This is a genomic window from Pseudomonas sp. Root71, assembly GCF_001429045.1.
Taxonomy (GTDB): domain Bacteria; phylum Pseudomonadota; class Gammaproteobacteria; order Pseudomonadales; family Pseudomonadaceae; genus Aquipseudomonas; species Aquipseudomonas monachiensis.
This window is the reverse complement of the sequence record NZ_LMHY01000029.1, coordinates 551,968-569,251: the sequence shown is the minus strand read 5'-3', so window position 1 is coordinate 569,251 and position 17,284 is coordinate 551,968. Positions and strand designations below refer to the sequence as shown.

At 56.7% G+C, this 17,284-nt stretch carries 22 protein-coding genes; 12 read left to right on the top strand and 10 right to left on the bottom strand.

Going from position 1 to position 17,284, the window contains the following annotated elements; translation table 11 throughout:
• Positions 1-439: 439 nt before the first annotated feature.
• Positions 440-910, top strand: a complete 471-nt coding sequence (locus tag ASD95_RS26415; protein ID WP_056727075.1) for a hypothetical protein — start codon at positions 440-442, stop codon at positions 908-910.
• Here the strand turns inward: ASD95_RS26415 and ASD95_RS26410 are convergent.
• Entirely contained in the window at positions 889-1,137 is a 249-nt protein-coding gene (locus ASD95_RS26410) for a hypothetical protein (protein WP_156385845.1), read from the bottom strand. The genes ASD95_RS26415 and ASD95_RS26410 overlap by 22 nt on opposite strands.
• A gap of 248 nt (positions 1,138-1,385) precedes the next feature.
• Here ASD95_RS26410 and ASD95_RS26405 point away from each other — a divergent pair, with 248 nt between their 5' ends.
• A complete protein-coding gene (locus tag ASD95_RS26405) occupies positions 1,386-2,279 on the top strand; it encodes a sensor histidine kinase (RefSeq protein ID WP_056727076.1) in 894 nt (297 codons plus the stop codon).
• Entirely contained in the window at positions 2,276-2,935 is a 660-nt protein-coding gene (locus ASD95_RS26400) for a response regulator (protein ID WP_056727077.1), read from the top strand. The genes ASD95_RS26405 and ASD95_RS26400 overlap by 4 nt, the downstream gene beginning before the upstream one ends.
• A gap of 129 nt (positions 2,936-3,064) precedes the next feature.
• Here the strand turns inward: ASD95_RS26400 and ASD95_RS26395 are convergent, their stop codons facing one another.
• From ASD95_RS26395 to ASD95_RS26385, 3 genes are read right to left on the bottom strand one after another with little or no spacing between them, the layout of a single operon-like run.
• Positions 3,065-4,378 (bottom strand): MFS transporter, encoded by a 1,314-nt coding sequence (locus ASD95_RS26395; RefSeq protein ID WP_056727078.1) that lies wholly within the window; start codon positions 4,376-4,378, stop codon positions 3,065-3,067.
• Positions 4,379-4,423: 45 nt separating this feature from the next.
• Positions 4,424-5,440: an alpha/beta fold hydrolase gene (locus ASD95_RS26390; protein ID WP_082563013.1), complete on the bottom strand. Its 1,017-nt coding sequence runs from the start codon at positions 5,438-5,440 to the stop codon at positions 4,424-4,426.
• On the bottom strand, positions 5,437-6,264 hold the full coding sequence (locus tag ASD95_RS26385) for an IclR family transcriptional regulator (protein WP_156385847.1): 828 nt from the start codon (positions 6,262-6,264) through the stop codon (positions 5,437-5,439). The genes ASD95_RS26390 and ASD95_RS26385 overlap by 4 nt, the downstream gene beginning before the upstream one ends.
• A gap of 404 nt (positions 6,265-6,668) precedes the next feature.
• Here ASD95_RS26385 and ASD95_RS30040 point away from each other — a divergent pair, with 404 nt between their 5' ends.
• Positions 6,669-6,983 (top strand): hypothetical protein, encoded by a 315-nt coding sequence (locus ASD95_RS30040; RefSeq protein WP_236709764.1) that lies wholly within the window; start codon positions 6,669-6,671, stop codon positions 6,981-6,983.
• Between the two features lie 64 nt (positions 6,984-7,047).
• Here the strand turns inward: ASD95_RS30040 and ASD95_RS26375 are convergent, their stop codons facing one another.
• Both ASD95_RS26375 and moaB read right to left on the bottom strand, forming a co-directional pair.
• Positions 7,048-8,274 (bottom strand): molybdopterin molybdotransferase MoeA, encoded by a 1,227-nt coding sequence (locus ASD95_RS26375; RefSeq protein ID WP_056727081.1) that lies wholly within the window; start codon positions 8,272-8,274, stop codon positions 7,048-7,050.
• Positions 8,258-8,797, bottom strand: coding sequence for a molybdenum cofactor biosynthesis protein B (gene moaB / locus ASD95_RS26370; protein WP_056727082.1), 540 nt, complete (start codon positions 8,795-8,797; stop codon positions 8,258-8,260). Before moaB ends, ASD95_RS26375 begins: the two co-directional genes overlap by 17 nt.
• An 81-nt stretch (positions 8,798-8,878) precedes the next feature.
• Here moaB and mobA point away from each other — a divergent pair, with 81 nt between their 5' ends.
• Positions 8,879-9,481: a molybdenum cofactor guanylyltransferase MobA gene (gene mobA, locus ASD95_RS26365; RefSeq protein ID WP_056727083.1), complete on the top strand. Its 603-nt coding sequence runs from the start codon at positions 8,879-8,881 to the stop codon at positions 9,479-9,481.
• A gap of 77 nt (positions 9,482-9,558) precedes the next feature.
• Positions 9,559-9,780: a YgdI/YgdR family lipoprotein gene (locus ASD95_RS26360; protein WP_007994800.1), complete on the top strand. Its 222-nt coding sequence runs from the start codon at positions 9,559-9,561 to the stop codon at positions 9,778-9,780.
• 84 nt (positions 9,781-9,864) lie between these two features.
• Here the strand turns inward: ASD95_RS26360 and ASD95_RS26355 are convergent, their stop codons facing one another.
• The 4 genes from ASD95_RS26355 to ASD95_RS26340 form a co-directional block, all read right to left on the bottom strand.
• The gene (locus ASD95_RS26355; RefSeq protein WP_056727084.1) at positions 9,865-10,755 is read right to left on the bottom strand and encodes a pseudouridine synthase; all 891 of its coding nucleotides are present in this window, start codon (positions 10,753-10,755) and stop codon (positions 9,865-9,867) included.
• 121 nt (positions 10,756-10,876) lie between these two features.
• Positions 10,877-11,194: a hypothetical protein gene (locus ASD95_RS26350; RefSeq protein ID WP_008020364.1), complete on the bottom strand. Its 318-nt coding sequence runs from the start codon at positions 11,192-11,194 to the stop codon at positions 10,877-10,879.
• Positions 11,195-11,366: 172 nt separating this feature from the next.
• On the bottom strand, positions 11,367-11,603 hold the full coding sequence (locus ASD95_RS26345; protein WP_056727085.1) for a glutaredoxin family protein: 237 nt from the start codon (positions 11,601-11,603) through the stop codon (positions 11,367-11,369).
• Positions 11,604-11,708: 105 nt separating this feature from the next.
• Positions 11,709-12,917: an ammonium transporter gene (locus ASD95_RS26340; RefSeq protein ID WP_056727086.1), complete on the bottom strand. Its 1,209-nt coding sequence runs from the start codon at positions 12,915-12,917 to the stop codon at positions 11,709-11,711.
• A 328-nt stretch (positions 12,918-13,245) separates the two neighbouring features.
• Between ASD95_RS26340 and ASD95_RS26335 the strand changes: the two genes are divergently transcribed.
• The 6 genes from ASD95_RS26335 to ASD95_RS26310 all read left to right on the top strand — a co-directional run bounded on the left by ASD95_RS26335 (position 13,246) and on the right by ASD95_RS26310 (position 17,279).
• Positions 13,246-13,560 (top strand): DUF883 family protein, encoded by a 315-nt coding sequence (locus tag ASD95_RS26335; protein ID WP_056727087.1) that lies wholly within the window; start codon positions 13,246-13,248, stop codon positions 13,558-13,560.
• 1 nt (position 13,561) lies between these two features.
• Positions 13,562-13,951, top strand: coding sequence for a phage holin family protein (locus ASD95_RS26330; protein ID WP_056727088.1), 390 nt, complete (start codon positions 13,562-13,564; stop codon positions 13,949-13,951).
• Positions 13,948-14,292 (top strand): hypothetical protein, encoded by a 345-nt coding sequence (locus tag ASD95_RS26325; RefSeq protein ID WP_056727089.1) that lies wholly within the window; start codon positions 13,948-13,950, stop codon positions 14,290-14,292. Before ASD95_RS26330 ends, ASD95_RS26325 begins: the two co-directional genes overlap by 4 nt.
• A gap of 215 nt (positions 14,293-14,507) precedes the next feature.
• Positions 14,508-15,836 carry a deoxyguanosinetriphosphate triphosphohydrolase gene (locus ASD95_RS26320; RefSeq protein WP_056727090.1) on the top strand — a complete coding sequence of 443 codons (1,329 nt, stop codon included), beginning with the start codon at positions 14,508-14,510 and terminating at the stop codon, positions 15,834-15,836.
• A 178-nt stretch (positions 15,837-16,014) separates the two neighbouring features.
• Positions 16,015-16,407 (top strand): response regulator, encoded by a 393-nt coding sequence (locus ASD95_RS26315; protein WP_056727091.1) that lies wholly within the window; start codon positions 16,015-16,017, stop codon positions 16,405-16,407.
• Between the two features lie 245 nt (positions 16,408-16,652).
• A complete protein-coding gene (locus ASD95_RS26310; RefSeq protein ID WP_056727435.1) occupies positions 16,653-17,279 on the top strand; it encodes a response regulator transcription factor in 627 nt (208 codons plus the stop codon).
• Positions 17,280-17,284 lie beyond the last annotated feature (5 nt).

Below are 17,284 nucleotides of genomic sequence, written 5' to 3'. Positions count from 1 at the left end.
TGAATTCACTTAAGGAAGGTTATCGGCTGTTTTTGCCGAAGCTTGACCCTCTCTAAAATGCCACGCCCGGCAATTGATGTCACATTAACATCATGCTTTACTGGCGCTGTGATTACATCTGCCGTACTTCCGCGCCACGCGACCCCGGTTCTCGCGAAAGGTTCCCCTGCGTAAGGGATCCCCCTATCAACAATCAGGTACAACCTGATATTCGCAATATCCAATAGCCATTAATGTGACGCCATTCTCATTGCATGAACGGAGTCAGGCTTTTGTGTGCGATCGCAAGCCAGTGGCCAACCACCCTCTCGTGTTCCCCAGCCTGCCTGCGGGCCAGCCGCAAGTCGTTCACCCGGCGACTCGGCAATGCCGGGGTTCCGACCGCCCTCGTCGACACACACGATATCCCCTCATTTGATATGACGCTGTGGAGATAAGTATGCCGAACGACCGTAAAGAGTGGGCCCTGAGGCTCCCGGAGTTTCTAGTCGAGGCTGAAACACTCCTGGCTAAAACCGAGGAATGCCTGAGTCATCTGCAACTCATCAGCAATGACAAGGACGCCATCGACTGTCTGCTCAGCACACTGCTCAAGCTGGCCAACAAGGCCGATGCCCTGGCGTTGGCGGCCGTGTCTGAATTCTCCCTGCATATTCATGGCCTGCTGAACCACGCACAGAACACCATGAGCCTGCACGACGAGGCGCTGAGTGCCCTGAAAGACTGCCTGACCCTGATTGCCTGGCAACTCGAACTCATCGACCAGACCACCGGACAGCTCAGTCTCGACGACAGCGAACAGGCCACCCTGATCGAAGCCTTTGCCTTTCAAGTCGGGCAAAGCCGGTTTCAACCACCGGTCAATGCCAGGCCCTTCACCCTCGTATCCTATTCGGAGCGGCAGGCCTGAACTTGCCAAACCATGCCGTATGGCGTGTTCCGGTTATCAATATCGCGCTCTAACTTGAGTGCGCACAGGTCGCAAATGAATATTTCATAGCTATAAGCGACATCATTAAACAACCACTCTTGCCCATCGACAATTGCGCACCTGCCTTGACCCGGGTGTTGCCTGATATCAACAAAAAAACCTAAGGTAATCGGCATTTTGCGACGGTAACAACCAACTTGTTCCATTATGGAATCATCCTCCAGACGACTGGGCGCCTGACTTTTCGGACATACATACGGACGCGACCATCGGTATCTTAAGTGCTAACATGCCGCCTGTTAGTTGACGCCAATTAATGGCAGTGTGATTGCAGCCGGATACAGCTCGCTGCAGTTCGGAGCTGAACGCGTCGGCGCTCCACATGAAAAAACAGGGGCCTGTCAGCCAGCATGACCGGTCAGCCCGCAGCGAACATCCATTGGCTCCATCCGCTATGCACGCCAGCCTCAAGTCAATCGCCAAGTGGCCACCCTCCCGGGAAAATGCACGCACATTCACGCTATTGCTATGCGTCTGCTCGACCCTCGGCAGTCTACTGGTCCATGGCTTGTCCATTCCGCTCCCCCTGTCATTGCTGGTGCTCAACGTTGCGGCGCTGACCAGTGTTGCCGTGCAGTATTGCCTCTCGCGCAAATCGATCAAATTCCAGCCCCAGGAACTGGCCGACCGGCTATTACAGGTCCAGGAAAACGAGCGTCACCGACTGAGCCGCGAACTGCATGACGACATCGGTCAATTGCTGACCGCCGCAAAACTGCAAAGTGACTGGCTCAAACGCCGGATGCCCGAAGAGCTCCAGGGACAATGTTCGGTCCTCTGCGACACGCTGGAAGAAACCCTCGCCAAAGTTCGTGACGTATCCGCCATTCTCAATCCCCGGCAGTTGACCAGCCTTGGGCTGGAAGCCAGTCTGCGGGCGCACCTGCTCAAGACCCTGGCCAACACCCCGGTGCACTGGAGCCTGGAATGCCAGCAGCGCCTGACCGGCATACCGGAGGAAATGGCCGTGGCGGCTTTCCGCATTACCCAGGAAGCGGTCACCAACATCCTGCGACATGCCCAGGCCAAGAACCTGCTAGTGTGCCTGCAGCGTCTGCCCCAAGGCCTGAAGTTGCAGATCAGCGACGATGGCCAGGGCTTCGCACCCGCATCAGACCCTGGTCGTGAAGGGCAACGCGGTATGGCCGGGATGTCGGAACGAATCGATCAACTGGGCGGCACACTGACCGTTACCAGCGAGCCGGGCAAAGGCACTCAAATCGAAGCTCTTTTTCCCTGGGCGCCCCGTGCGCTCGAACGGGCCAGTTCGAATAAGGTTATGCATTGACTTGTAATTTACTTCTGGTGGATGACCACTCGCTGATCAGGGCTGGCGTGCGTGCCCTGGTAATGGATCTGCCCGGCTATGCCGTCATCGGTGAGGCCAGTGACGGCTCGCAGTTGCTCGAAATGGTCGGGCACCTGTCCCCGGACATTGTCTTGCTGGATATTTCGATGCGCCAGACCGGCGGCCTCGAAGCGCTGCAGCAGCTCAAGCGGGTGCGCCCGCAGAGCAAGGTCCTGATCCTCTCGATGCACACCGACCCGGCCCTGATCATGCAGGCGCTGGAGTCCGGAGCCCATGGCTACCTGCTCAAGGACACTACGGCGACTGAACTTGAACACGCGTTGGAAGCCTTGCGCAACAACGAGCGCTATCTGAGCCCGGCCATTGCCCACACGGTGATCAACCAGGCCCTGACCCGAAACCAGAAGCGCCCACCTGAACCTGCCGACTCGCACAACCTGACGGCACGTCAGCTGGAAATCCTGCGGTTGATCGTTCGCGGAAAATCCACCCGAGAGATCGCAAACGGCCTGGGGTTGAGCGTCAAGACCGTCGAAACCCACCGTTCGCAGATCATGAAGCGTCTGCAGATCTACGATGTGGCCGGCCTGGTACTGTTTGCCGTGCGCGAACAAATCATCAGCCTTGATGACTAGGTATTTCACTGGCTTGTACCATGCTGCGTTCACAACATTACTTTCGTACAGAGCCTGGCGAAAACCTTTAAGCCCGCCCTCCCCATCGCGGGCTTTTCTCCGCCTGGCAGCGTCCATCGAATGCTATGGCTAGCCAGCGATTTTGCTTGATGCGCTCCCGATGTTCATTCCCTGGCGGCGACCGATCCAAAGCGCCAGGGTACAGGCGACGACTGAGATCACCAGGTAAGGCACCAGCGCAAAGGTGAAGTTGCCAGTGGCCTCTTTGATTACCCCGATCAGATAGGTGCCGGCAAAAACCCCCAGATTGTTCAAGGCATTAATCATCGCAATGGCCATGGCTGCGTTGCGCGCCGGGACCATTTCGGTCGCCAGTGCCCAGAATGGGCCTTTGATCATCGACGCGGCGGTGATGGCAACACATAGCACAACAATGGTCGCCAGCAACGACTCAACGAACATGATGCATGTCAGCGCAACCGCGCCGATGGCCAATGGAAGCGCCAAGTGCTTTACACGCTCACCGGTGCGATCCGAATGGCTGCTCCAGAGGTACATGACAAAGCTGGCGAGGGCGAAAGGCAGCGCGTTGAGGAAACCGATCTGCATGGTCGACAAATTGAACGTGCTAATGATTTGTGGCTGCCACAGCGACAGACCATTGGTCACGGAAGTCCCACCTATATATATCAATGTCAAAACCAACACATACTTGTTGCAAAGCACGCCCCATAGATCCTTGAGCGTACCCCGAACTTTTTCGCCGGGCACCTCACTGACCTGGCTGGCAATCCATGCCCGTTCTTGAGCTGTCAGGAACCTGGCACGACTAACATCGTGAGGAAGCACGTACAAACAGAGAATGCCCATGAAAATAGCCGGCGAACCCTCAATGATGAACAACCAGTGCCAGCCTCGCATGCCCAACCAGCCATCGGTCAGCAACAACAAGGCAGACAACGGGGAGCCCAGAACACTTGACACTGGCAAGGCCATCATCAATATCGCGACCGCACGGCTGCGGTGGCCACTGGGGAACCACAGCGTCAGATAGAAGATAACGCCAGGAAAAAATCCAGCCTCGGCCATCCCGAGCAGAAAACGCAGGATGTAAAAGGACTGAGGTCCCGACACAGCAGCCATGCAACTACTGATGAGCCCCCAGGAAACCATGGTGAACGCTAGCCAGCGTACCGGCCCGAACCGTTCCAGCATCATATTGGCAGGAACCGCGAACAGGCAGTAAGCGATAAAAAACAAACCCGCGCCGAAGCCGAAAGCCGCGTCTCCCAATGCAATATCCTGCTTCATCTGTAATGCGGCGAAGGCAATATTGACTCGGTCCAGAGAGGCAAGAAAATATCCGACGGTCACAAAAGGTAATATTCGCCATGCCACCTTGCGCATCGTGAGGCTTTCAACTGTTTGTTGTTTTTGTTCCATGAAGTGCTCCTTCAGGTGTAATGCGCTGATGCTTGTTAGAAAGCATTAGAGAGCAGTAGCCAATCCTTGCGTTTGCAACCATTTTTGGATCAGCGCCGAAATAGCCAGGTTGTTGCGTTCGAGCATGAGTAGGTGTGAGTTTCCATAAATACCGTGCGCTGGCAGATCCATGAGCGTTACATGACCACCGCAAGTCGCGAGCTGATCAAAATAGTGATCGGTACGTTTTCTGATATGGGGCCAGCGTGCGTCCAGTCGCAGATTGTCGCCATAGACCAACAGGATCGGAGTATCTTTCAGCCGCCTTTGCGCAAGCCCTTCTGCCGTGCCCGCTTGCGCCGGTTCAATGGCGACAATCGCGGCCACTTTGTCAGGGTGCTGTTCGGCCGCACGCACGGCGAAAGCACCGCCTTGTGAGTGGGCAATGAGAATCACCGGCTGTGCCAAACAATCCAGCATCGCTACATAAGCGTTCAGAGTCAGTTCGTCCGTATCTGACCAACGCGGCACCACCTGCCTCATGAACTGGTCAAACGCCTGAAGCGGGAATTGGCAGTGGGGATAAGCGGCGGCATGCAGGCTGTCGAGCGAGCAATCCTGAACCGCAGTACCGATGCGAAACTGCACAAAGCAGTCCTGGCCGGTGCGCAATAATGGTTTGGCGGCAAAAGCGCGATCTCGAGGGGCCCAGCCCGAACGGCCACGCTCGACGGCATCAACGTTGTAGACCGACCAACCCTGACGAAAGAAATCGCTCAACCAGCCTTCCTGCCCGTCAGGGGTCGACTCCCAGACCGCCCCCGTCATCGAGCCGCCATGGCAAAACACCACGGGTGGGCGGCGTGTCCCTTCGGCATTGAGCAAGTACTGCACATACATCTGCCCGACACAGGACGTACCGTTGGGGTTGATGTTCACGGGCACTCCATTGGGAGCCAGTACATACGCCTCCTCTGGTTCGCCGCTGTAGCAGACCTCATGTCCACCGACAAAAAAAGACCCCATCGACAACAGCGGCATCGACACACGTTTAATGGCGTGTGGTAAAAAAGTTGTACTCATAGGAATTTCCGGAAGTGACGTTGAAGTTGTTCAGCCAACTGGCGCATAGGAGACATGCAAGCCTGTAACTTTTCATCTGTCATACGCGCACCGGGGCCGCCGATGGTGACCGAACCCATTACGATTGAACGGGCGTCAAACAGCGGGAAACTCAAACCGACAACATCCTTCAGCCGCTCACTGCGACTGACGCAAAAGCCTTGTTCATGGACACTATCGAGGTCCGCGTGAAGACTTGACCGGCGTTGCCGGGCCTCGTCCATCGGCAACGAAACAAACGTCTCTTCGAGAATCAGATTGCGCATCTGCGTAGGTAAAAACGCTAGCATCACCTTGCCTCGGGAGCCCGCATGCAGCGAAGTCCGCTCTCCCGGCTTAATGTTCAGTTGCACATGTTCGGTGCTGTCGGCTACCTGCACACACACAGAAGTGTGGCCGTCCAGGAAATTCAGATACACCGTTTCGCCTTGTTCCGTGGCCACTTCTCGCAGCCAGATAGCGGGCGCATCGGATAACTGCAACCGGTCGCGAAACAACAACCCGTACTCCCAAAAGCGAACGCCCAGTTCGTATCGGCGAGTTTCCGTTTGTTGGCGCAAAAAGCCCTGCTTTGCAAACGTCGACATGATCCGTTGCACAGCGGAGGGCGAAAGGCCCATCTCTGCGCTCATTTCACGAACGCCCCAACTGAAACGCTCCGCGGAAAAGCGGGAGAGCAACTCAAGGGAAATATTGAGAGTTTTTAATGACATTATCTGTCCCTGCATTTGGAACACTGTTTCAATTTGAAGTACAGCATTTAATTCTTCATAGAAAAGAGTCAAGTTAAAAGTGACTCACTCTTCTTAACAAATCATTTCATCTGCAGATTTACGCTACAAACACGCAAACAGAAAACCATTACTCAAACAGTGCACTTATTCCAAATATCGGAACACATCAAGCCTTGTCCCTCTTATCGGGACAAGTAGCAAAAAAAACCACTGCACAAATAAATTTATGATAGAAGCGCCTTATCGTACAAACCATCGAGTTGCACATTTTAAACTATCAATTCGCCACTCGAAGCGTCCGTTAAAAGCCACAAAAAACGAATTATTTCCAGTCGGAAGGTCCCGCACCCCACACGGCAGGACTTTTCTTACAAAACATGAGGAATCGGCTCAATTGACCGGAAATCTGAATTGATAGAGTTTTAGAAGCCTGCTGGACATCACAAGGACGTGCCATGCAACGCCAGAACCTCGCGTCACCGACCATTTCGGTCTTGCCGCTCACAGAAAATAAAAATGCAGGCCATCGAGCTGAATGCCGCAACAGCACAAAAGCCACGGGAGAAGTTGATATGGAACCTCGCGTCACCGAGCTGGAAACACACCTCAAGTGCATACGCAGGGACATGGAAGAAGCCCGGGATGACGTCAAATCCATCAAACACCGACTTGTCTATTCCGCCTGCGGAACAGCCGTGATCCTCGGCCTCCTTGGCTGGATCGCCAATAGCCGTTTCGAACAGGTCATTTCATTGCTTTTGGCGCATTGAGTTGCCACCCACACAAGACCCGGCTCAATCAACCGGGTCTTGTGTGACAAAGCCACTGAAGCTATCAGCCCAGGACTTCGCTCAGCGGAATGAAGAAAACGCTATCGCCCGGAACCAGTGTGCGATCCTCCAGGACTTCTACCAGTCCATCAGCCCAGGCCGCGCTGCGCAGCACACCGGAACTCTGGTTTTTGTAGATCGTTGCCCTGCCGTTTTCCAGACGTCCACGCAAATACTCACGCCGACTGCCTGGCTGGAGCCAGTCAAACCCGGCAGGCACCTGGACCTTCAGCGGCTCAACGTCCTGCACGCCCTGACGACGCAGGAGATAGGGTCTGGTCAACAAGGCAAAGGTCACGAGGGTCGATGCCGGATTGCCCGGCAAGCCAATCACCGGCACACCACGAAAATGTCCGAACGTCAGCGGTTTACCGGGTTTGATGGCGAGCTTCCACAGCGTCAGCTCGCCCTCTTCGCGCAAGGCGATACCCAGAAAATCGGCTTCCCCCACCGATACGCCGCCGGTCGAGAGGATCAGGTCGACATCCTTCAACTCTCCCAATCGGGAGCGAGTGGTTTCCAGATTGTCCGGCAGAATTCCCGCATCGACGACCTCACACCCCAAACGCTGCAACCAGCTACACAACAACACCCGGTTGCTGTTGTAGATCTGTCCTGGCCCCAGCGCCTGCCCCGGTTCAATCAATTCGTCGCCGGTAGACAGTACCGCCACACGCACCTTGCGAACCACCGCCAGCTCAGCGCATCCCAAGGAGGCCGCCAATCCTTGCTCGATCGGCCCCAGCCGTGTACCTGCCGGCAGAATCAGTTCGCCGACGGTCGTTTCCTGGCCTTGCGGGCGAATGTTCTGGCCTTGGGTCAAGGCTTGAATGAAACGTACTCGCTCATCGGCCTGAACCTCGGCGTTCTCCTGCATCTCGACGCAATCGGCACCGGCAGGAACAGGCGCCCCGGTGAAAATGCGCGCACAGGTGCCTGGCTGCAACGGATCGGGGGCCTGGCCGGCAAACACCTTCTGACTGACCAGCAACGGCTCTCCCGTCCAGTCAGCCATGCGCAAGGCATAACCGTCCATGGCGCTGTTGGGCCAGGGTGGCAGATCAAGCGTCGACACCAGATCTTCAGCCAGTACGCGCCCCTGTACCTGCGCCAATGGCAAGCGTTCACGCTCGACAATCCTCGAGGCCTCGGCCATTTCCAGCAGCCGCGCCAACGCCTGCTCGACAGGCATCAGACTGCCAGACTTGCCAGGCTTACCCACGGGATTCACAAGGCGCGGCCTGTTTCAAATGAGGCACGAAGTTGCACGGCCGATGCCGCGCATCCAACTGCTCGGCCAGTATGCCATCCCAAGCTGTGCGCACGGCATTGGTCGAGCCCGGCAAGCAGCAAACCAACGTGCCGTTTGCCAGGCCAGCCAATGCCCGGGACTGAACGGTCGAGCTACCGATATCGGCAACCGAGATCTGGCGGAACAGCTCGCCAAATCCATCAACCTGCTTGTCCAGCAGGCAACCGACGGCTTCCGGTGTGCTGTCACGCCCGGTAAAACCGGTGCCGCCGGTGATCAGCACCACCTGCACGACATCGTCGGCAATCCAGTTGGCGACTTGCGCGCGAATTTTGTAGAGGTCATCTTTGAGCAACACCCGAGCAGCCAGGAAATGACCGGCAGCGGTCAATCCGTCGACAAAGGCCTGGCCTGAGGTGTCGGTTTCCAGTGTGCGGGTATCGCTGACAGTCAGCACTGCAATATTCAGCGGTGCGAAAGGTACATCAGCCTTGGCTTTCATAGGCTCGTCCAGTTGTAGGAGAAACAGCCCGGTGTTATATCACAGCGCTCCGTTTTTTCGCCGCCCCCATGGAGGCCTGCCATGACCACGAATTCACAATTGCCACCCTGCTCCATTCTGCTCCTGGCGGGCGGGCGCGGCCAACGCATGGGTGGTCGGGACAAAGGGTTGCTGGACTGGCACGGCGAACCCCTGATTGCACATCTGCACCGCAAGACCCGTCCGCTGACCGATGACCTGATCATCTCCTGCAATCGCAACCTTGAGAAGTACGCCCCCTACGCTGACCAGTTGGTCCACGATGATGAAGGTGACTTCCCCGGGCCGCTGGCCGGTATTCGCGCGGGCCTGAAAGCTGCTCGCCATAGCCATTTGCTGGTCATGCCCTGTGACGTTCCGGGCATCGATGCGGCACTGATCGGCACTATGCGCGAGGCCGCCAACCTGCATCCGGACAAGCCACTGATGGTGCGCCATGATGACCACTGGGAACCCTTGTTGTGTGTGATCCCGGTGCTGCACAGGGCAGCATTTGAAAATGCCTGGAACGAGGGTGAGCGCAGCCCTGGCCGGTTGATGCGCAAGCTCGGCGCGACCGCGCTGCAATGCCCGGACAACGACCCGCGACTGGCCAACCTCAACACGCCGGAACTTTTAAGCGGTCATGACACTGTGTCAGACTGACATTGATCAGGAACTTGCGCAGACGGTGCACGTCTCAAGTTCAGCAACCACAGAATTCTTATTCGGAGACACAACTCATGACTCAACGGACCCTCGCCACTTTCATGCTCGCACTGGGCCTTGCCACCCTCGCCGGTTGCGCATCGCCTACGGTGATCACCTTGAATGACGGTCGCGAAATCCAGGCCGTCGACACGCCACAATTCGACAAGGATTCCGGTTTCTACGAATTCGAACAGCTCGATGGCAAACAGACCCGCATCAACAAGGATCAGGTTCGGACCGTCAAGGAGCTGTAATCCTGGTGCCACCGGATACAGAAAAGCCCGCTTGATGCGGGCTTTTTCATGCCTGGAGAGCAGCGTTTCAGGATCGCTTACCGATCACCATTGCAGGGTGATTTCACTCTCGAACTCACGCGCCTGGCCCGTGACCGGATCGACAAATTTCAGCCCCTGAGCCAGCAGTTTCAAAGGATTGGCGTAGTCATCCTGCGCATCCTTGAGCACCTCGGGGTAAAACGGGTCGTTGCAGATACCGGCGCCCAACGCCGCCATATGTACCCGTAGCTGATGTTTCTTTCCCGTCACCGGGTAAAGACCATAACGCCAGAGATCCCCCTGTTTCTCCCGAACTTCGACCGCCGTCTCGGTATTGCTGGCCCCCGGACCTTCCTGCATGCGGAAGAACGGTTCGCCATCGACCAGCCGGCTTTTGTGCACCAACGGGAAAGAAAGGCCAGGCAACGCCTTGGCGATGGCCTCGTAGCGCTTTTCGATCTGCCGGGTTGGAAACAACGACTGATAAGCCGAACGGGTCTGCGGATTGGCGGAAAACAGCACCAGCCCCGCGGTGTGCCGGTCGATGCGATGCAATGGCACCAGATACGGATTGTCCAGGCGCCGGATCAAGCGCCTGAGCAGCGTCTGTTCGACGTATTCGCCAGCCGGCGTCACCGGCAGGAAATGCGGCTTGTCCGCCACCACCAGATGCTCGTCCGCGTACAGGATCGACTCGATCACCGGAATCGGTTTTTCATCCGGCACTTCGCGAAAATAATGAATCCGCAAACCTTCCCTGTAGGCCAGATCGAGTGCAATCGGCATGCCCTGCCCATCGAGGACCCGGCCACGGGCGATTCTGTCCAGCCATTGTTCACGACCAATAGTGCTGAAATGCTCGCACAGACAATCGACAACGGTCTGCCACGGGCCAGGTGGCAAGTAGAGCGTACTGGCCTGACTGTGTGCCGCGGAAAAAGAAGAAGTGGACATACGAAAGCTCTAACCTCAGTGCAGAGCGGCATTATCCAACAGCAAGGGGAATGAACCTAGGGTGCGTTCTCAATTAGTTTTCCCGGCGTGAAAACCAATTGAGAACGCACCCTAAGATTACTCAAGCCGGGATCTGCGTGCGCGCTGCCGCTTCGGTGTACTCCTTGAGCCAGCGCAGCACATCGACCGCCTCCCAGCGAGCGGGGTCGTACAGGGCGTACAACAATCCCTGATAGCCCACGACATCGAGTTGCCGGTGATAACCCGCGCGCTGAAACAAGGCTTCGATTTCTGCGAAACAGGTATTGAAATGTGTTTTGTTGAAGGGCGTTTTCCCCTCGGTCACCAGACCATCCAGACGCAACTCAAGGACAGCCTCGCGCACGACGTCCGCGGACATCCGGTTCACGCTGTTCTTCAACTGTTCGACATTGACCACGATTCATCCCTCTGACACCCGGGCTTGCCTGCTCACTCCCAAAAATCTGGAATGGCAAGGCAGGCACCGCGAATAACTGTATACACATACAGTATCCGATCAACACCGAATAAGCCAAGGGGATCAATCGCAAAGTTCGACAGGCGGGACATACCGCCAGCGCAAGAACCGCTCAACGCAGGAACGCCACCACCTGGTCGGCACTGAACGGCCAGCCCAGTTCAGCACCGGTATCGATTCGCCGCAACACCGGAATACGCAGGCTGTAGGCTGCGAACCATGTTTCATCGTCGGCGATATCCACCAGCTCCACCAGCAGACCGCGCTCGACGAACTCCATCAACATGGCTTCGGCTACTTCACACAGGTGGCATCCAAGGGTGCCGAACAGCTGACATTCGGGAAGCATGAGCGCTCAACCAGTAAATGAAGTGACCATTCTAGGCCTGCCCCGAAAAACCGTCGAGCCATTGAGGCCCCTGCCCTGATGCTACCGACGATAAAGTGACCTGGGTCAGTCCTGGCTCACGGCGCCGATCTTGTGGATCGACAGGTCCGCGCCGTAGTACTCCTCTTCCTGACTCAGGCGCAATCCATGCAACGCCTTGATCACGCCATACACCGCAAACCCGCCGGCCAGTGCCACAGTGATGCCCAGCGCAGTGCCTATCAACTGGCTGATCAGGCTGACCCCGCCCAACCCGCCCAAAGCGGTCTGGCCGAAAATGCCGCAGGCGATGCCGCCCCACACACCGCACAAGCCATGCAACGGCCACACACCCAATACATCGTCGATGCGCCATTTGCCTTGGGCCGCGGTAAAGCACCAGACAAACAGCGCCCCCGCGACGGCACCGGTAACCAGCGCCCCAACAGGATGCATCAGGTCGGAACCGGCACAGATTGCCACGAGCCCCGCCAACGGGCCGTTGTGCAGAAAGCCCGGGTCGTTGCGACCGACAATCAGCGCCGCCACCGTACCGCCAACCATGGCCATCAACGAGTTCACCGCCACCAGTCCGCTGACACCTTGCAGGGTTTGCGCGCTCATGACGTTGAAGCCGAACCAGCCGACAATCAGGATCCACGAGCCCAGAGCCAGAAACGGGATGCTCGATGGCGCGAATGCGACCAGCCTACCCTCGCGATAGCGGCCATTACGCGGCCCGAGCAACAGCACCGCCGCCAGAGCCAGCCAACCGCCCATGGCATGCACCACCACTGAGCCTGCGAAATCATGGAAACCGGCGCCAAAGCGCTCCAGCAACCAGGCTTGCAAACCCAGGTTGCCATTCCAGACAATGCCTTCGAAGAACGGATAGATGAACGCGACAATCAACGCGGTTGCACACAGCTGGGGAACAAACCGGGCGCGTTCGGCGATCCCACCGGAAATGATCGCCGGAATCGCCGCGGCAAAGGTCAGCAGGAAGAAAAATTTCACCAGTCCATAGCCATGGTCGGCATTGAGCAGGGCCGCTGGCTGCATGAACGTCACGCCATAGGAAATCCAATAGCCTATAAAGAAGTAGGCCAGTGTCGAAACAGCGAAGTCGCTGAGGATTTTCGACAACGCATTGACCTGGTTTTTCTGTCGCACGGTTCCGACTTCGAGAAAGGCGAAACCGGCGTGCATGGCCAGAACCATGACCGCACCGATCAGAATGAACAGCGTGTTGGAACTATGGACCAGGGTGTCCACAGCGCTTTGCAGATTTTCCATGGAATGGGCAGACCTTATGGCAGAAAAAAGCACCAAAGCAGTTCGCGATGACTGCCCGTGCACCAAGTTGCAGCTTCAAGACATCAGTGGACTGATTTCGCTGAACCACTTTGGCGCACGGACGCCGTCCAGGAAAAACGCGCCCCGGACGTTTACGCGTGTTTTTGATTGTTGGTCCTACGGTTTTACTGGAATCATGCCCGGCAATAGCGCAATGGTGCGGACCGGCGCACCAAGACTCAGCAAAAGTTGTACCAGTCATTTGTACTGAACCTTCGCCGAAGGCTCATACTCGAACGCATCAGATAGCCACTTAAGGAGATCCATCATGGCCCGCACCCAGGCAAAGACTGCTCAAGAAATCCTGATGAACGACTTTCAGACACTGGTCAGTGACACCGAGCGCTTGCTGGAACACACCGCGACCCTGGCCGGCGATCAGGCCGACGAGTTGCGCGAGCAGATCCACGAGAGTCTCTTGCGTGCCCGTGAAACCCTGAAACTGACCGAAGACTCCCTGCGCGAACACGGCAAGGCTGCTGTCACCGCCACTGAAGACTATGTCCAGGCCAACCCTTGGCAATCCGTGGGGATCGCGGCCGGCGTGGGTTTCCTGATCGGCCTGCTGGCCAGCCGGCGCTGATATGTCGATCGGCGAATCCGGCCCGTCCGTGACGGGAACAAGCTCCTCATCGCGGCGCCTGGGTGCTGCCTTCCTTGGGTTGCTGCACAGCCATGTCGAGCTGTTCGGCATTGAATTGCAGGAACAAAAAGCCCGCACCGTCAGCCTGTTGCTATTTGCCGGCCTGGCGCTGGTGTTTGCATTGCTGTTGCTGGTAGGGCTGTCGACGCTGGTGCTTATCCTGTTCTGGGACACGTACCGCCTGGCCGCCATCATCGGGCTCTGCATGTTCTACTCCCTCGCCGCCATATTCTGTGGGATGCGCTTGAGAGCGGCGATTTTCGATGAGTCCTCGCCTTTCCATGGCACCCTGGAAGAGTTGGCCAATGATCGGGAGCGCCTGCTGCCATGAGCCTGCCTGAATTGCCACAAAACAGCTCGCGCGCGCAAATGCGCAAGGCCCTGATCCGCTTGCGCATGGAAATGCACCGTCAGGAAATCCGCCACGAATCCGCGCAACTGCTGCAGCCCTTGCAACGGGTGCGCGGGATGACACAAAACCTGCAGGACGGCTTTGGCATCAAGCACGCTCCACTCTGGGGCGTGGCCGCCGTTACCTTGCTGGGCTTTCTGACCGGCAAGGGTGCAAAAAACGGGGGTAGCCTCAGCAGCCTGACCCGGCTGATCCGTCTCGGCACCACACTGGGGCCGCTGGTCAAACTGATCATGCAGGGCTCCTCACGCAAAGACTGATCAGTTTCTTTCTGGCTGCGTCCTTGCAACATCGACGGGATGCGCCCCTCTATCGGGGGCGCAATCCTGTGCGCCTACCCGGTCGACAGGCATCCGCCAAAAAAAGATCTTGCAAAAAGACCTCGATATCGCCGCCGCCGGGTGGTAGTTCCGCTTGCAGGTCATGGCGCGAAACGGGAAGCTAGGCCATCAGTCACCTGACGGAGAGACCCGCCTTGGATTGGCACACCCTGCTTACCCGCGAACGCCTCGGAAAACCTCTGCACAGCCCTGAAGAACTCGGCCGCAGCCCTTTTCACAAAGACCACGACCGCATCATTTTTTCGGGGGCTTTCCGCCGCCTCGGGCGCAAGACCCAGGTCCATCCGGTGTCCAGCAATGATCACATTCATACGCGCCTGACCCATTCACTGGAAGTCAGCTGTGTGGGTCGTTCGCTGGGCATGCGCGTCGGCGAAACCATCCGCAGCGCCCTGCCCGAATGGTGCGAACCCAGCGACCTGGGGATGGTGGTGCAATCGGCCTGCCTGGCACATGACATCGGCAACCCGCCGTTCGGCCATTCCGGTGAAGACGCGATCCGTCATTGGTTCCAGCAAGCCGCCGGCCGCGGCTGGCTGGATGCCATGAGTGAGGCCGAGCGCAATGACTTCCTGAATTTCGAAGGCAATGCCCAAGGCTTTCGGGTACTCACTCAACTGGAGTATCACCAGTTCGACGGCGGCACCCGACTGACCTATGCAACGCTGGGCACGTACCTGAAGTATCCATGGACGGCCAGGCACGCCGACTCGCTGGGCTACAAGAAACACAAGTTCGGCTGTTATCAGAGCGAGCTGCCACTGCTGGAGCAGATCGCCCATAAACTCGGCCTGCCACAAGTGGAGGAGCAACGTTGGGCGCGGCACCCGCTGGTGTACCTGATGGAGGCCGCCGACGATATCTGCTATGCGCTGATCGACCTGGAAGACGGCCTGGAAATGGAGTTGCTCGAATACGCCGAAGTCGAATCCCTGCTGCTTGGCCTGGTGGGCGATGACTTGCCGGAAACCTATCGCCAGCTCGGTCCCGGCGATTCGCGCCGACGCAAACTGGCGATCCTGCGCGGTAAAGCCATCGAACACTTGACCAATGCCGCGGCCCGCGCCTTCGTCGAGCAACAGGATGCGCTGCTGGCCGGTACACTGCCCGGCGATCTGGTGGAACACATGCACGGTCCCGCCAAGCGTTGCGTGCTCAATGCCAAGGACATGGCCCGCAAGAAGATCTTCCAGGACAAGCGCAAGACCCTGCACGAGATCGGCGCCTACACCACACTGGAAATCCTGCTCAACGCCTTTTGCGGTGCCGCGCTGGAGCAGCATAATGGACGCACGCCGTCGTTCAAGAGCCGCCGCATCCTTGACCTGCTGGGCAACAATGCACCCGATCCTCACGGCTCGTTGCATACCTCCTTTTTGCGCATGATTGATTTCATTGCCGGCATGACCGACAGCTATGCCAGTGACATGGCCTTGGAAATGACCGGCCGCGCCAGCCACTGAGATGAATCGACCGATCAGCCATTACGGCATTCGTTATGGCTGATCCCCCCTTCAACATCCAACAACACTCAAGCTTCGTCGAATTGCCCTACAGCACATGGCGAGCAAACTGATCGCTTGCCCGGTACTCTCGCGAAACAATCTCCCTCCCTTCTGTTCGACAGATGAAGTGCGCCCCATGGCCAAAGACGATCTACGCATCCTCGTGGTGGAAGACCATCCCTTCCAACTAATAGCCACTCAATACCTGCTGGAAAGTTATGGCTTCACCCGACTGACGACCGCCGACAGCGCCAAAGGCGCCCTGCTGCAAATGCTCGGGGCAGACCAACCGTTCGACATCCTCTTATGCGATCAATGCCTGCCCGATCTGACGGGACTCGAACTGGTCCGGTTCGCCAGCCAGCGGGGCCTGATCAGGCAGGCGATCATTCTGAGCAGCCTGACGACGTCTGAACTGGATGAGCTTGAAAAAACGGCCACCGAATACGGGCTGCCATTATTGGGTTACTTGATAAAACCACTGAAACAATCTGAATTTAGAGACTTGTTGACCTCAGCACCACTATAGAAAAAAACATATAAAAGCTGATAAATGCACAGTGAAAAACTTACAAACAACCTCCTTTTAAAGTATGCCCGCACATCGGACTCTTTTCAGCCTTCCTAATAAGAAACCTAGTTAATACGTAGTCCTATTCTTTTTAATATGTAGGATTTTTCCTATATTGCTGCTACAGGACAGTCAGTTCATGCGCCCCTTCAAGTATCTGAGCTATGGTGCGCGCTTTATTTGAGCTCGCATGGGACTTGATTATGAACTCCGTTTTTATTGTCGACGATCACCCGGTTATCCGCCTTGCCGTTCGAATGTTACTGGAACATGAAGGTTACAAAGTCGTCGGCGAAACTGACAATGGGGTCGACGCCATGCAGATGGTTCGCGAATGCATGCCGGACCTGGTCATTCTCGACATCAGCATTCCAAAACTGGATGGCCTGGAAGTGCTATCCCGATTCAATGCAATGAACACCCCTCTTAAAACACTGGTGCTGACAGCACAATGCCCGACACTTTTCGGTATTCGTTGCATGCAATCGGGTGCATCAGGCTATGTCTGCAAACAAGAGGACATCAGTGAACTGGTCAGCGCCATAAGAGCGGTATTTGCAGGTTACAACTATTTCCCGAGCGAAGCCTTGAACCCCGTCCGCGGAGATGAAACACGCTGCATTGAACTGGAACTGTTCAAGTCGGTAAATGACCGGGAACTGATGGTATTGCAACTTTTTGCCCAAGGTCGCACAAATAAGGAAATCGCCAAGGGCATGTTTCTGAGTAACAAGACCGTGAGCACCTACAAAAAGCGCCTCATGCAGAAACTCAAAGCCAAATCCCTGGTTGAACTGATCGAGATGGCAAAACGTAACGCACTCGTGTGAGAACC